Here is a 14,361-nt window from a genome sequence, read left to right on the forward strand (position 1 = left end):
TGCCGCGGGCATGCATTATCCCCTGGGCGACAACGGTTGCCTGAGCTTTCTTCAGGATCCGGGCATCGGGGTCGGCAGCCGAAGCTTTTCGGGCTCGGTGGCGGATTGGTGCGAGCAGGGCTTCTCGATCTGCGAAAGCTACCTGATCGAGGCGCAAACCCTTTCCATAGAAGGCGATCCCTCGGGTTTCGTTGCCATGGCCGAGGCGCAGTTCGACGACGAGCTGGCCGACGAGGTGCTGCTGCACGCCAACGCCCTGCTGAGGGGCATGGCCTTCCGCCGGTTGGGTGGGCGGCTGCAACTGGTCGAAACCGGTGACGCGCCGCTTGGCCTGAACTGGACCGCCATCGCGAACCTGTGGTGCGCGATGGAGACGACCAAGGGTGACATGCGCCTGCCGCGCCTTGACCCGCAGTTCGAAAAGCGGATGCGCGCGGCGATGCGGCTGTCCTGAGCCGGTCGGCGCTGCCGGAACGCTTGGATCGGCGGCCGGTTTTGTCTAAGACGGCGTTCCAGTCAGCAGAGGATGCCGCCCGTGGACGCGACCGACCGCATTGCCCGCACCATCGCCGCCGAGATCGCTGCCCGCCCCGACCAGGTGGCGGCGGCGACGGCCCTCTTGGACGGGGGCGCCACGGTTCCCTTCGTCGCGCGCTATCGCAAGGAGGTGACGGGCGGGCTGGACGACACCCAGCTGCGCACGCTGTCCGAGCGGCTGGCCTATCTGCGTGAACTCGAGGCGCGGCGGGCGGCGATCCTTGACTCCATCAAGGGGCAGGGCAAGCTGACCGAGGATCTGGCCCGCGCCATCGCCGGGGCCGAGACCAAGGCCACGCTGGAAGACATCTACCTGCCCTTCAAGCCCAAGCGGCGCACCAAGGCGATGATCGCGCGCGAAAACGGGCTGGAGCCGCTGTTGCGCGCCATCCAGGACAACCGCGCCGCCGAGCCCGAGGCGCTGGCGGCGGGCTACCTGACCGAGGCGGTGCCGGACGTGAAATCGGCGCTGGACGGCGCGCGCGACATCCTGGTCGAGGAACTGTCCGAGAATGCGGCGCTGCTGGGCCGGCTGCGCGAGTTCATGCAGGCCGAGGCGATCATCTCGGCCAAGGTGGTGCCGGGCAAGGAACAGGTCGGCGCCAAGTTCAGCGATTATTTCGACCAGTCCGAGAAATGGGCGGCGATCCCGGCGCATCGGGCGCTGGCGATCCTGCGCGGCGCCAAGGAAGAGGTGCTGGCCATCGAGATCGCCCCCGAGCCGGAAACCGGCGCGGCGCGGGCCGAGGGCATCGTCGCCGCGGCGCTGGGCCGGCTGGGCGACGGTCCCGGCGACCGCTGGCTGCGCAAGGTGGCCGGCTGGTGCTGGCGGGTGCGGCTGTCGAACACGATGTATATCGACCTGCTGACCGAGTTGCGCTCGCGCGCCCATGCCGAGGCGATCCGGGTCTTTGCCCGCAACCTGCGCGACCTGCTGCTGGCCTCGCCCGCCGGGCCGCGCCCGACCATCGGGCTGGACCCCGGCATCCGCACCGGGGTCAAGCTGGCGGCGGTGGACGGCACCGGCAAGCTGGTCGAGACGGCGACGCTCTATCCCTTTCCGCCGAAATCCGACCTGCGCGGGGCGGAAGCCGCGCTGGCCGCCGCCATCACCCGCCACAGGATCGAGCTGATCGCCATCGGCAACGGCACTGCCAGCCGCGAGACCGAGCGTTTCGTGGCCGAGGTGCTCAAGCGCCTGCCGCAGGGGGTGAAGCCGCCGGTGAAGGTGATCGTCTCCGAGGCCGGCGCCTCAGTCTATTCCGCCTCGGAACTGGCGGCCAGGGAATTCCCCGGCCTCGACGTGTCGCTGCGCGGCGCGGTCTCCATCGCCCGGCGCCTGCAGGATCCGCTGGCCGAGCTGGTCAAGGTGCCGCCCGAATCCATCGGCGTCGGCCAGTATCAGCATGACGTGGACCAGCGGCAGCTGGCAAAGACGCTGGAGGCGGTGGTCGAGGATGCGGTGAACGCGGTGGGGGTGGACCTGAACACCGCCTCGGCGCCGCTCTTGGCGCATGTCGCCGGGCTGGGGCCGTCGCTGGCGCAAAACATCGTCGCGCATCGCGATGCCGCGGGCGCCTTCCGCTCGCGCGCGGCCCTGAAGAAGGTGACGGGGCTTGGCCCGCGCGCCTTCGAGCAATGCGCGGGCTTTTTGCGCATCCGCGACGGCGACGAGCCGCTGGACGCCTCGGCCGTCCATCCCGAAGCTTACGGCGTCGCGCGCAAGATCGTCGCCGCCTGCGGCCGCGACATCCGGCAGATCATGGGCGATGGTGCGGCGTTGAAGGGTCTGCGCGCCGAGCAGTTCGTGGATGAGCATTTCGGCCTGCCGACGGTGCGCGACATCCTGTCCGAACTGGAAAAGCCCGGCCGCGACCCGCGCCCCAGCTTCGTTACCGCCAGCTTTGCCGAGGGGGTCGAGGATATCAAGGATCTGCGCCCCGGCATGGTGCTGGAGGGCACGGTGACGAATGTCGCGGCCTTCGGCGCCTTCGTCGATATCGGCGTGCATCAGGACGGGCTGGTGCATATCAGCCAGCTGGCCGACCGTTTCGTCAAGGATCCGAACGAGGTGGTCAAGGTCGGCGACGTGGTCAAGGTGCGCGTGACCGAGGTGGACGTGGCCCGCAAGCGCATCGGCCTGACCATGCGCAAGGACGGTGGCGCCGCAGCCCGCGATGCGCAGAAGGAACGCGGCCCCAAGGCCCAGCCGGCGCGCGGCCCGAAATCCGCCGCGCCCGCCGGCAAGGAGCAGCCGGGCGCCCTGGGCGCGGCGCTGCTGAACGCACTGCGCAAGGGCTAGGGCGCCGGTCGCCTAGGGCGCGACCGAGGATCGCCGGGGGATCAGAGCGGGCAGCTCCGCTTCGACCGTGCGGGCGGTTCCCTCGATCCGGTCCAGCAGCAGGTGGACCGCCTGTTCGGCGATCGCCGGAAGATGCAGGTCCAGGGCGGTCAGCGGCGGATCGGACAGCTTCGCCCGCAGCCCGTCATAGCGGGTGGCGATGCGCAATTGCCGCGGCATCGCCAGCCCCAGCTCATGCGCCGCCCGCACCGCGCCGCTGGCAAAGGCGTCGATGGCGGCGAAGATCCCGTCGATCGAGGGATCCGCGGCAAGCAGGCGCAGGGTCTCGCGATAGGCGATCTCTTCGCCCTCATCTTCGTCCAGGATGACCAGGGTGGCCTGCTGGCCGCGCCGGGCGGCAAAGGCGCGATAGGCCTGCTCGGCCTCGATCTGGCTGGTCCGCGGGGTCGAGCCGATCAGCGCCGCGACATGGCGGCAGCCCTGCTGTGCCAGATGCTCCAGCAGCAGCAGCGCGGTTTCCCGCGAGCGGATGTTCACGGCGGGGATGTCGGGCCGGCCCGGCACGGTGCCGATGGAAACGATGGGGGTCTTGCGCTGCTCGAACAGGGCGACCAGCGGGTCGTCACGCATGGGCTCGACCAGGATCACCCCGTCGAAAGCGACCGAGCCGTGGCTGCGGACCGAAGGATGCGGCGGGATCAGGCACAGCGCCAGCTGGCGCGTCAATGCCGACATCGCGGCCGAGGCGGCGATCTCCATCAGGAAGCCCAGCCGTGACGGCCCGGCGGCAATGGCGAAGGGCATCGAGGAGGCCAGCGCGATGGTGCCGCTGCGGCCGCTGCGCAGCGCCTGCGCCATGCGGCTGGGGTGATAGCCCATTTCCTCGGCGATGGCGTGGATGCGCTTGCGGGTTTCGGGGTCGACGTGGCGGCGGCCGCTGAACGCATGGGACACGGTGGTGACCGAGACCCCCGCGGCCCTGGCCAGATCCGATATGGTGGGTTTGCGCAACGCGTCCCTCATCCGTCCGTTCATCGCCGCAAGGCTAGCAGCATTGCCGTGCCAGAGGCAACAAAACGATTTGCACGAATCGCATCTCATGCTATTCCGAGAAGTAAGCAAAACGATTTGCATAAATGTGAACACCGCTTCAACAACAGGGAAACGCCACGATGGCCAATACGAGAACGCTTACGCCGCCCGATCCGGTGGATCGGGTTCTGCCGCTCCGGGATCTGATCCTTTACGGTTTCCAGCATGTGCTGGTGATGGCCGCATCGCCGATTACGGCGGTGTTCCTGGTCGCGCAGACGCTGGGCTTTGACACGGCGCTGACCGTGTCGATCATCAGCGCCACCTTCCTGGTCTGCGGCCTGGGCTCGATCCTGCAAAGCTACGGGCCGGCCGGTTTCGGTGCCCGGCTGCCCTTCATCATGGTTCCGGGCGGCGCGCCCATCGCGATCTTCCTGGCCATCGCCAGCCAGACCGACGTGCAGACGGCGGTGGGCGCGGTGCTGATGACCGGGGTATTCTATTTCCTGGCGCTGCCGGTCTTTCGCCGGCTGCTGCGCTTTTTCCCGCCCATCGTGGTGGGCACCATGCTGCTGCTGGTGGCGGTCAACCTGGTCAAGATCTATGGCGGCACCATCACCGGCAAGCCCGGCAGCGACGGCTTTGCCGATCCGGTCAACGTCGGCTTGGCGCTGGCGACCATCGCGCTGACGGTGATCTTCTCGCGCGTGTTCACCGGCACGCTGCAGCGCATCTCGGTGATGCTGGGGCTGATCGCGGGGACGCTGCTGGCGGCGGCGCTGGGCCGGCTCGACCTGTCGGGCGTGATGCAGGGGCCGCTGGTCGCGGTGCCGCAGCTGTTCCCGTTCGGGATGCCGAAATTCGACCTCATCGCCTCGCTGCCGCTGATCATCTTCTCGATCATCTCGATGGCCGAGGCGACCGGCCAGACCATCGCCACGGCCGAGATCGTGGACCGCAAGGGCGATGCCCATGCCATCGTGCCGCGCACCATCCGCGGCGATGCGGCGGCCTCGATCCTGGGCGGGCTGTTCGGCACCTCGCTGATCATCACCTCGGGCGAGAACATCGGCATCGTCCGCGCGACCGGGGTGCGCTCGCGCCATGTCACCGCCATGGCGGGGGTGATCCTGGTGCTGATCGCGCTGCTGGCGCCGGTGTCGCGGCTGGCCAGCGTCCTGCCCGGCCCGGTCGTCGGCGGCACGGCCGTCATCGTCTTTGCCATCATCGGCGTGATCGGCATCCATGTGCTCAGCCGCGTCGACCTGCGCGAGCATGGCGCGATGTTCACGCTGGCCTCGGGCCTGGCCATGGGGCTGATGCCGATCCTGGTGCCCGGCGTCTACAGCCAGTTCCCGCAATGGTCGCAGATGATCCTGGGCAACGGGCTGGCCATGGGCACGATCACCGCAGCCGTGGTCAACGCCTTCTTCCAGTTCAGCGCCCCCAAACCCGTCGATACCGCGGAGCAAGCCCGATGACCGACCTGCACCAGATCTTTGCCCGAACCGACGAGACGATCGTCGCGCCGGGGCGCCTGCTTCTTGACGGAGGGCCGCAGCGCGACATGGCCGTGCTGCTGCGCGCCGGCCGCTTTGCCGATGTCGGCGATGCCGCGGCGCTGCGCGCCCGCCACCCCCAGGCGCGGCTGGTCGAACTGCCCGATCACCTGTTGATGCCGGGCTTTATCGACACCCACACCCACCTGACGCAATCGCTGGGCAAGTCGCTGGTCTTCGGCGAGCCCTCCGAGATCTTCCGCCGCATCTGGGTGCCGCTGGAGGGCAGCCTGGACGAGCACATGGTCTACCTGTCCTCGAAGCTGGCGGCGCTGGAATGCCTGCGGGGCGGCTTTACCACGGCGATCGACGCCGGCACGCGCTCGGCCGGCCATATCGGCAAGCTCGCGCTGGCCTCGCGCGAGGTGGGGCTGCGGCTGGTGGTGGCGCAGATCTGCAACGACCTGGGCGGCGCGGCCGTGGTGCCTGACCGCCCCGAGATCCTGCGCCGGGCCGGGGCACACCTGGCCGCCTGCCAGGGCGATCCGCTGATCCATGCCTCGCTGGCCATCTCGATTCCCGAGGCGGCCAGCGACGGGATGCTGCGCGAGGTCTCGGCCATGGCGGCCGAGGCGGGCGTCACCTTCCAGACCCATGTGAACGAGCATCTGGTGGCGGTCGAGCGATCGCTGGTCGCGCATGGCCGCCGGCCGCTGGAGCATCTGGCCCATGTCGGCGCTCTGGGGCCGCAGACCCTGATCGCGCATTCGACGCTGGTCACGCCGTCGGAACTGAACCTGCTGCGCGACACCGGCACCGCCGTCGCCTACAACCCCGTCGCCTCGGTCTGGAAGGGGAACGCGGTCGCGCCGGCCCTGCAGATGCAGGCGCTTGGCATCCGCTTCGGGCTGGGCACCGACGGCACGCGGGCCGACGGGTTCCGGCTGATGGACGCGGCCGAAAGCATGCAGCGCGTGGCCTATGGGCTGGCCTCGGGCGACAGTTCCTGCGGCGGCGGCTGGCTGTGGCTGGATGCGGCGACGCGGATGGCCGCCGATGCCGGCGGGCTGGCCGGCGTGACCGGCCGCATCGCCAAGGGGCTGGCGGCCGATTTCCTGCTGGTCGACCTGGACCGGCCGGAATTCACCCCCTCGCACGACCTGAGCTGGGAACTGGTGCGCTATGGCAACCGCGACCAGATCGACGCGGTCTTTACCAACGGCCGGCTGAGGATGGTGCAGGGCTGGCCGGTGGACTGGGACGCGCGCGCGCTGATGGAGGAGATCCGCGATCTGGCCGCGCCGGCCATCGCCGCCGCGCCGATCCAGCGCATCCATCCGACCGCCGACAGCCTGATCGACATGAGGCTGGCGTGACCCTGACCGTATTTCTCGGCCTGTCGCTGCTGGTCGCTGCCTCCGCATTCGTGCAGGGGGCGGTGGGCATCGGCTTTGCCCTGATCATGGCGCCGGTCTTCGGCTTTATCGATGCCAGCTATCTGCCCGTCACCCTGCTGATCCTGATGCTGCCGCTGAACTTCCTGGTCGCATGGCGCGAGCGGCGGATGATCGACCGGCAGGGGACGGGGTGGATCACCTTTGGCCGCTTCTTCGGGACATTCCTTGGCATGGCGGTGCTGGTCGCACTGTCGGTGCGCCAGCTCGAAATCGCCGTCGGCCTGCTGACCGTCCTGGCTGCCGTGGCGGCCCTGCTGGCGCCGCCCTTCGCCCCCAGCCGTTCGGCCTCGCTGGGGGTGGGGCTGTTCACCGGCGTGACGGAAACCGCGACCGGCATCGGCGGCCCGCCGCTGGCGCTGCTTTACCAGCATGCTCCCGGCCCGGTGCTGCGCTCGACCGTGGCGACCTGCTTTCTGGTCGGAGAGGCGATCTCGCTGGTGATCCTGCTGGCCGCGGGGCGGATCGGCGGGCCGCAGATCCTGGCGGCGCTGGCGCTGGTCCCGGCGGTGCTGATCGGCAGCCTGCTGTCGCGGCATGTCCACGCCCATGTCAACGGGCCGGCGCTGCGGCTGGCGGTTCTGGTCTTTTCCATCGTCAGCGGCGCGGCGCTGGTCCTGAAGGGATAGGGGGCGCGGGGCTTGGCCGGGCTTGCGCCGCCTTCCTGCGGGACGCGGGCTTTTTCGCCGCCCGTCCCGCGCCTTCGCGCCGCGCCGCCATCAGGTCCAGGGCTTTCTCGCGCCTGGGCGCCGTGCGCACCCGCCGGAACAGCGCCGCCGCCCGCTTGCGGTGCATGCCCTCGCGGATCAGGGCAAAGGCCTTTTCGGCCGTGCGGTCCGCCGGCGTCAGGCAATAGCAGTGGTCGGAACAGGCGTCGTCGATGTCCTTGCAGGCGCTGAAACCCGCGACGGCCAGGGTCTGATCGTGTTCCTGCACGGCCGCGGCGATCTCGTCGGGAACAAGGGCGAGGGAATCGCCCTCGCCGAGCTTATAGCCCTTGACCTGGTCGTCCTTCTCCACCGGCTTGCTGGTGTCGCTGCCGATGAACTGCCGGCGCACCCGGTTCCCGGCCGCCCGGTGCGGCATGTGACCGGCGATCCGCTCCACGGTCGAGGCCGCGGCGTGAAGTGCGACCGGGCAGCTGAGCTCGGCGATCTTCGGCATCCCTTCCAGATCGCCCGCGGTGCCATGGCCTGCCTTCCTGGTCAAAGACGATGACGGCCCCACGTTCCCGGCCCGCGGCGGTTCTGGCGACCGGGGGGGAATCCGGCGCGCGTCGCGGGTCTCGGTCCCCGCTCGTTCAATAGTTCCCCGGCGGATCGCTGGCCGGGAAGGATTCGTCGCCTTGCTCGTCCACGATGTCCCAGCTGCGCGGCGGGTTTTTCATCAGCCGCCGGCCGGCGGGGCGGATCTCCTCCCGGCGCGGGCGGTGGCTGCGGCCGGGCCCTGCGGCGGCGGGGCGGGCCAGCGCATCGCAGGCACCCTTGAGCGCGAAACCGGCGGCAAGGCCGCAAAGGAACGCAAGATGGCGGTTGTTCATGGTCGGCTTCCTTCTCAGATCGTCGGTTTGCAGCCGGTGACGGCGATGGTGGCGGCCGAGACATGGCTCGGCCTCGGCTTGGCCGGCATGACATCGGCCTCGGCTGCTTCGACCGGTGGGGCGGGCCGCTTCATGGCGCAGGCGGCACCGAACGCAGCCATTGCCTCGGCCGACGTGCCGGCCGGGATCAAGGGCGTCCCGACCGGGCCGGGGGCCATGGCATTCACCCCGATATCGAACTCGTGCGCCGGCCCGGCGATGCGGTTCTGGATCGCGCCCCCGGTCATGGCATGGGCTGCGTCGGCTGGCCGGTTCCGGCTGCGGGCGCGGTTTCGGGGCCGGGCAGGGTGGCGGGTGCGGTTTCCACGCCGGTTTCCATGCCGGCCGCGGGGGGCTCGGCGATCTCGTCTACCGGCCCCGGCACCTGGCCGGGGATTTCGGGATCGCTGGTTTCGTCGTTGAACCACCAGACGAATCCCGCCAGCACGATCAGCACGGCCGCGAGGATGCCGAGGATCGGGACAAGGTGGCGGCGCCTCTGTTTTTCCAGATCGGTGCGTGGTGCAGACATTGCAAGGCTCCTGTGCAGCTATCGGATGGGCCCCTCGCCCCCCAGGCATCAGGAAAACACCCTCCGGACCGCCCTTGTTCCCGCCTAATCGTTCCCCCAGGCTGCCAGGATCTCCTGGAGCGGCGCCGTCTCGATCTGCTGCGAGAACCGTTCGCGGTAAAGCGTCATCGCCGCGTCATGGCCCCGGTCGGTCGAGGAACAGACCGCATCAGCGACCAGAACCACCCGATAGCCCAGGTCGACCGCCCCCATCACCGTGCCCAACACGCAGACATCGGTCTCGCCGCCCGTCACCACCAGCGTCGTGACCCCCGCCCCCCGCAACCAGCCGTGCAGCCGCCCGTCATGCCAGGGGGAATAGACCGGCTTGTCGATCACCTTGGCGGGGGGCGCGTGCCGCGCCAGCTCCGGCAACAGTTCAAGCCAGCGGCCGTCCAGCCGTTCGCGCAGCATTTCGGGCCATTGGGCGTAATAGCGCGCCCAGGCGCCGGGTGCCGCCCCGAGCCGGGCGGGCGGGATGAAGCGGGTGAAGACCGTGCGCTGCGGCCGCGCCGCGACCAGCGTCGCCACTGCGGGCCGGATCCGCTCGATCCAGGGCACCGCCCAGGGCGAGCCCGGCCCGAACAGCCGTTGCATGTCGATGCAAAGATGGGCCGTTGCCGCCGGAAGGCGGCCGAAGCGAAGGGTTTCCGTCATGGCACCTGGTCGCGAATGATGGGCTTGTCATCCCGAACCGGGCAGCGGCGGAATCGTTCCGCGGCAAGGCCGGCGTGGCGCAGGTTTTTCCGGCGGTATTCCCGCAGCCAGACGGTACGATCCGGCGCCGGTCATTTTCCCCGCCGCCGCGCGCCGCGTTGGGAAACCGCCGGGCAACATCCCGCGTTGCGCTGTTTTGCGTCGGGCGGGAGCGGGCGGCAGGGGGACGGCGGAGATGGGCGGATCGGTGCATTTTCTGGATGGCGGCGGCGAGATGGGCAGGGCCATCCGCAACCATGACTGGTCCGCCAATCCGCTGGGTCCGCCCGACGGCTGGCCCTCGGCGCTGAAGATCGCGCTGGGGATGGCGCTGAACTCGAAATTCCCGAAATGCATCGTCTGGGGGCCGGGGCTGATCACCCTGCACAACGACGCCTTTCGTCCGATCCTGGGCGACAAGGGCAATGTGCTGGGCCGCTCCTTCGCCGAGGTCTGGCGCGAGGCCTGGGCCGAGATCGGCCCCATCGCCGAACGCGCCTATGCCGGCGAGGCCACCTTCGTCGAGGATTTCCCGCTGGTCATCGACCGCTACGGCTACCCCGAGCAATGCCATTTCACCTTCTGCTACAGCCCGATCCGCGACGAGAACGGCGTGGTGCGCGGCATGATCGACACGGTGATCGAGACCACCGGCAAGGTCGAGGCCGCCCGCCAGTTGCGGTTGGTGAACGGCGAGCTGGGCCACCGGATCAAGAACACGCTGACCGTGGTCTCGGCCATCGTCAACCAGACGCTGCTGAGCCATGACGGCCCCGAAGCGCGCGAGATCCTGCGCCAGCGCATCGGCGCCCTGGCCCAGGCGCAGACGCTGCTGACCGATTCCAGCGCGCTGGATGCCGAGATCGGCCAGGTCGTCCAGCAGGCGTTGGCGCCGTTCCGCACCGGGCGGCGGCGGTTCCGCATCGCCGGCCCGCCGGTACGGCTGTCGGCCAGGCAGGCGCTGACGCTGGCGCTGGCCATCAACGAACTGGCGACCAATGCGCTGAAATACGGCGCGCTGTCGGTCCCCCAGGGCGCGGTGGATCTGGGCTGGACCGGCGGGCGGCCGGGCAGCGACGACCCGTTCCGGCTGCTCTGGGCGGAATCGGGCGGCCCGCCCGTCGCCTCCCATGCCGGCAAGGGCTTCGGCTCGCTTATCATCGAGGAGGCGCTGGCCCAGGACTTCATGGGCGAAAGCGTGATCCGCCTTGATCCCGAGGGCCTGCGCTGCGAATTGCACAGCCGCATGAGCCACCTGGGCGCGGGTCAGGGCGCGCAGGCCTGATCCCGGCCCGCTGGCCTATTCGATCACCGCGCAGGCCAGCCGGTCGCCGGCGCCGCCGGTGGGCTGGGTCTGGTAGTCGTCGGGGCCGGCATGGATCATCAGCGCCCGGCCCTTGATCGCATTCTCGCCCTCGGCCAGCGTCACCAGCGGGTTGAAGACCTGCGCCCGCGCCGTCCCTTCGGCATCGACCCAGATATTGGGCATGTCGCCGGCATGGGGGCCGCCCTCGGCCAGCACGCCATGCGGGGCCTGCGCGGGGTTGAAATGGCCGCCCGCCGATTCGTGCCCGGTGGCATGGTCGCAGCTGCCGGTTTCGTGGATGTGGAAGGCGACCCATTGGCCGGCCGGCAGCCCGGTCGCCTCGACTTCGATCAGTACGCCTGTGGGCGTCGCGGTCAGGGCCGCGGTTCCCGCCTCTTGCCCCCGGGTGTCGAGGAACACCGCCTTGGCATCCTGGGCATGGGCCGAAAGCGGCAGCAGGGCGAGGCCGAGGGCCAGAAGATGTTTGGGCATTGCTGTTTCCTTCCGATGCTGCAACTCGGCGGGGGAACCCCCGGCTGGCGGGCTTTGTTCCCGCGCGCCGGGGAAATCCGCCGCCAAGCGACTCACAGGCCGCGGCGGAACTCTTCGACCAGCCAGGCGACGATGCCGCGAAAGGCTTCCTGCGGCGTGGCCCCGGCAGCGATGGCCGCGGCGTAGAGCGCGCGCTGCTGTTCGGCCGCGCTGCCGCGGGCGATCATGTCGCGCAGCCCGGCCACCGCGGGCTGGCTGTCCAGCGCATCGGCATCCTCGGCGATGGCGGCCAGCCAGGCTTCGGCGATCTCGTCGAAGGGGATGATGCGGCGGGTGCCGAAATCGATCAGCCCCTCGGTCAGCCCGTAGCGCGTCGCCCGCCAGCGGTTCTCGCCCAGCAGGAAGTTGTCGTATTGCCGCCAGCGCAGGTTCTGCCGCGACAGCCGCCACAGCATCCGCAGCGTCGCCTGCACCAGCGCGACCAGGGTGATGGTGTCGCCAAGCCGCGGGCAGGCGTCGCAGATCCGCGTCTCCAGCGTGGGAAAGCGCGCCGAGGGGCGCAGATCCCACCAGATCTTGCTGGCATCGCCGATGATCCCGGTCTCGGTCAGCGCCGCGACCGAGCGTTCGTATTCCGCCCAGCTGCCCAGCCGCGGCGGCAGGCCGGTGCGGGGATAGCCGGCAAAGACCGTGGTGCGATACGAGGCGAGCAGGGTCTCCTCGCCCAGCCAGAACGGGCTTGAGGCCGAAAGCGCCAGCAGATGCGGCAGGAACCACGAGAACTGGTTCATCAGGTCGATGCGCATGTCCTGGTCGGGGATGCCGACATGGACATGCATGCCGCAGATCAGCATGCGCCGGGATACCCCGCCCATTTCCTGCGAGATCTGGTTGTAGCGGTCCTTGTCGGTATGGTCCTGGCTGCGCCAGTCCGCGACCGGATGGCAGGCGACGGAAATCGGCGCCAGGCCGAACTCGGCGGCATGGCGTGCGATGCTGCCGCGCAGCCGGGCCAGATCATCGCGCGCCGCGCGCACATTGGCGGCAACGGGGGTGCCGATCTCGATCTGGCAGCGCAGGAACTCGGGGCCGACCTGGTCGGCCAGCTCGGCCTTGCAGGCGGCCATCAGCGCATCGGGCGCCTCGCGCACGTCGCCGGTCTCGGGATCGACCAGCAGGTATTCCTCTTCGACGCCCAGCGAGAATTCGGGCTCGTCGGCCATGTCCAGCCCCTTTCGTCGAATGCCGCCTTCCCTGCCGAACCCCGAGCGGGCGGCGCTTGTTCCCGATGCCGATGCCGGCGGCGCGAAGGATGCTTGGCAGCAGCGCCGCCCGCCTCTCGGCTGGGCAGAGGCGCTGCCCCTGGCCCTTGGGCGCGGCCCCGGGCCGGCCGCCGCGCCCGGGATGCCGGCTTTCCCGGTTTTCGCCCCTGGTCGTGCCGGTATCCCTTGCCTGTGGTCTTCCCGGAACGTCAGGCTGACAGCCGCAGGGCCGCGCGATGTCCCAGACGCCCGGCCCGGGCTTTTCCCGGCACAAGCGCCGCAGGATCGGGTCTCCCGCCCAGGGGCTTTCGCTGCCGCGCTGGGTTTGCGAGTACGCTGCAGGGCACGGCGCGGGACATGAGGCGCCGAGCAAGCCACGGGCAACCGTTTTCTCCTCCGCCCCCGGTGTTCGGCATCATCGCCAGCGCCGGCATTGCGGCGGGGGGTCTTGGGGCAGCGCCTCTCTGCATGGGGCAGGCCGAGGTCAGCGTCTCGGGCTTTGCCCCGCAGCGGCAGGTCAGCCTGCAGCGCGGCCAGGTGCTGGTGTCGCCGCAGGGCATGCAGGCCGATGCCGAGGGCGGCTTCGGCCTTGCCTTCGACCTGCCCCCGGATGCGGTGGCCGGCACGCAGCCGGTCGTGGTCCGGACCGAGGGTCCGGACATGGCCGGCGTGGCCGAGCTGAAGGTCTCGCCCCGGGTGCCGCCGGCGGGGGCGAGCCGCTCGACCAAGGTGGCGCCCGGTCTGCCAGGTCGCCCAGAGCGCGCGGAACGGCACGGTTTTCGTCGCCTCGGCCCTGGGCCGGCCGTTCGGGGGCGGGTCCGGCATCACCAACTGGACGCCGAGAGGCTGGAGGATCTGGCCGAGGTCAGCCCCGGTGATTTCGGCATTGCCGCGGGCGATGCGAAGGGTACCGTCTGGGCCGCGAATACCCGCCAGAACGCGGTCGCGGTCTTTGCCCGGGACGCCCTGCCGCTGGTGCGGCCATTCGAGGTCGGCTCGGTCGAGAAGCCGCGCGACGTGGTGATCGACGCCGCGCGCGGTCGCGCCCATGTCAGCGCCCATCGCGGCCGGATCGAGGCTTGCGGCATCAAGGCCCCGGAAAAGCTGGACGGGTTCGAGCTGCAATCCGTGGCGCGCGGCGGCCAGCCCGGCACCATGAGCCTGGCGCCGGATGAAAAGGCCGACCGGCTTTACACCCTTCCGCTGCGCAGGCCGGAACTGGGGCGCATCCATCTGGGCTCGGGCGCGGCGAAGATCCTGGCGCTGCCGGGCGCCAAAGCGTCCTCGGGCGTTGATTTCGATCCGGCGACCGGGCGGGTTGTCATGGCTTCGCAGGGCAGCGACATCGTGATCGCGCCGGAGGGCGAAAGCGGCGCGGTGCTGTTCGACACGCCATGCCTGGACCGGGCTGCTGCTGGGCTGGCTGCTCTTGCGATCTTCCTGACCGGGACCATCGCCTATTTCGGCGTCGAGATGCGCTGTTGGATGCGCCCAGAACGGCTTGGCCCGGCCGCGGGCGCGGATCCGGTCGGGCGTGCCCTGGACCGGCTGGCCGAGGTCGCGCCCGCCGGCGGCAAGCCGGTTCCCGACTAGCGCAGCCCGGCGCCCGTCCTGTCCTGGGCGAAACCCGG

The 14,361-nt window shown here is 70.1% G+C and carries 15 protein-coding genes; 7 read left to right on the forward strand and 8 right to left on the reverse strand.

The genetic code is table 11. From position 1 onward, the window contains the following. The first annotated feature begins 10 nt into the window (after window positions 1-10). Together ACNKFW_RS13360 and ACNKFW_RS13365 are read left to right on the forward strand one after the other, a co-directional pair. Complete coding sequence (locus ACNKFW_RS13360; protein ID WP_231486944.1) at window positions 11-454, forward strand: hypothetical protein; 444 nt, start codon at window positions 11-13, stop codon at window positions 452-454. 72 nt (window positions 455-526) lie between these two features. After that, window positions 527-2,839: a Tex family protein gene (locus ACNKFW_RS13365; protein ID WP_244314480.1), complete on the forward strand. Its 2,313-nt coding sequence runs from the start codon at window positions 527-529 to the stop codon at window positions 2,837-2,839. 12 nt (window positions 2,840-2,851) lie between these two features. Here the strand turns inward: ACNKFW_RS13365 and ACNKFW_RS13370 are convergent, their stop codons facing one another. Continuing rightward, window positions 2,852-3,862: a LacI family DNA-binding transcriptional regulator gene (locus ACNKFW_RS13370; RefSeq protein WP_244314481.1), complete on the reverse strand. Its 1,011-nt coding sequence runs from the start codon at window positions 3,860-3,862 to the stop codon at window positions 2,852-2,854. Between the two features lie 149 nt (window positions 3,863-4,011). Between ACNKFW_RS13370 and ACNKFW_RS13375 the strand changes: the two genes are divergently transcribed. The 3 genes from ACNKFW_RS13375 to ACNKFW_RS13385 are packed head-to-tail and all read left to right on the forward strand — an operon-like array spanning window position 4,012 to window position 7,453. Further along, window positions 4,012-5,352, forward strand: coding sequence for a uracil-xanthine permease family protein (locus ACNKFW_RS13375; RefSeq protein ID WP_024845891.1), 1,341 nt, complete (start codon window positions 4,012-4,014; stop codon window positions 5,350-5,352). Further along, complete coding sequence (locus tag ACNKFW_RS13380) at window positions 5,349-6,746, forward strand: amidohydrolase family protein (protein ID WP_024845892.1); 1,398 nt, start codon at window positions 5,349-5,351, stop codon at window positions 6,744-6,746. Before ACNKFW_RS13375 ends, ACNKFW_RS13380 begins: the two co-directional genes overlap by 4 nt. Beyond that, window positions 6,743-7,453, forward strand: a complete 711-nt coding sequence (locus ACNKFW_RS13385; protein WP_147429156.1) for a sulfite exporter TauE/SafE family protein — start codon at window positions 6,743-6,745, stop codon at window positions 7,451-7,453. Before ACNKFW_RS13380 ends, ACNKFW_RS13385 begins: the two co-directional genes overlap by 4 nt. On the opposite strand, the gene ACNKFW_RS13390 is transcribed toward ACNKFW_RS13385, so the two are convergent. The 5 genes from ACNKFW_RS13390 to ACNKFW_RS13410 all read right to left on the reverse strand — a co-directional run bounded on the left by ACNKFW_RS13390 (window position 7,422) and on the right by ACNKFW_RS13410 (window position 9,631). Beyond that, a complete protein-coding gene (locus tag ACNKFW_RS13390; protein ID WP_208852045.1) occupies window positions 7,422-7,988 on the reverse strand; it encodes a Ku protein in 567 nt (188 codons plus the stop codon). The two genes, ACNKFW_RS13385 and ACNKFW_RS13390, sit on opposite strands and share 32 nt — an antisense overlap. Before the next feature lie 136 nt (window positions 7,989-8,124). Continuing rightward, window positions 8,125-8,364, reverse strand: a complete 240-nt coding sequence (locus tag ACNKFW_RS13395) for a hypothetical protein (protein ID WP_024845894.1) — start codon at window positions 8,362-8,364, stop codon at window positions 8,125-8,127. 14 nt (window positions 8,365-8,378) lie between these two features. Beyond that, a complete protein-coding gene (locus ACNKFW_RS13400) occupies window positions 8,379-8,651 on the reverse strand; it encodes a hypothetical protein (RefSeq protein WP_147429155.1) in 273 nt (90 codons plus the stop codon). Then, window positions 8,648-8,935 carry a hypothetical protein gene (locus tag ACNKFW_RS13405; RefSeq protein WP_024845896.1) on the reverse strand — a complete coding sequence of 96 codons (288 nt, stop codon included), beginning with the start codon at window positions 8,933-8,935 and terminating at the stop codon, window positions 8,648-8,650. The genes ACNKFW_RS13400 and ACNKFW_RS13405 overlap by 4 nt, the downstream gene beginning before the upstream one ends. Before the next feature lie 84 nt (window positions 8,936-9,019). After that, on the reverse strand, window positions 9,020-9,631 hold the full coding sequence (locus ACNKFW_RS13410; protein ID WP_147429154.1) for a cysteine hydrolase family protein: 612 nt from the start codon (window positions 9,629-9,631) through the stop codon (window positions 9,020-9,022). 235 nt (window positions 9,632-9,866) lie between these two features. Between ACNKFW_RS13410 and ACNKFW_RS13415 the strand changes: the two genes are divergently transcribed. Continuing rightward, entirely contained in the window at window positions 9,867-10,955 is a 1,089-nt protein-coding gene (locus ACNKFW_RS13415; protein ID WP_147429153.1) for a sensor histidine kinase, read from the forward strand. Window positions 10,956-10,970: 15 nt separating this feature from the next. Here ACNKFW_RS13415 and ACNKFW_RS13420 read toward each other — a convergent pair whose 3' ends face one another. Both ACNKFW_RS13420 and ACNKFW_RS13425 read right to left on the reverse strand, forming a co-directional pair. Next, entirely contained in the window at window positions 10,971-11,468 is a 498-nt protein-coding gene (locus ACNKFW_RS13420; protein WP_147429152.1) for a superoxide dismutase family protein, read from the reverse strand. Window positions 11,469-11,560: 92 nt separating this feature from the next. Next, complete coding sequence (locus tag ACNKFW_RS13425; protein WP_024845900.1) at window positions 11,561-12,691, reverse strand: carboxylate-amine ligase; 1,131 nt, start codon at window positions 12,689-12,691, stop codon at window positions 11,561-11,563. A gap of 507 nt (window positions 12,692-13,198) precedes the next feature. On the opposite strand from ACNKFW_RS13425, the gene ACNKFW_RS13430 reads away from it, so the two are divergent. Next, complete coding sequence (locus tag ACNKFW_RS13430) at window positions 13,199-14,323, forward strand: hypothetical protein (protein WP_333483744.1); 1,125 nt, start codon at window positions 13,199-13,201, stop codon at window positions 14,321-14,323. Window positions 14,324-14,361 lie beyond the last annotated feature (38 nt).

Source organism: Paracoccus sp. TD-10 (genome assembly GCF_048270675.1).
Classification (GTDB): Bacteria; Pseudomonadota; Alphaproteobacteria; order Rhodobacterales; family Rhodobacteraceae; genus Paracoccus; species Paracoccus pantotrophus.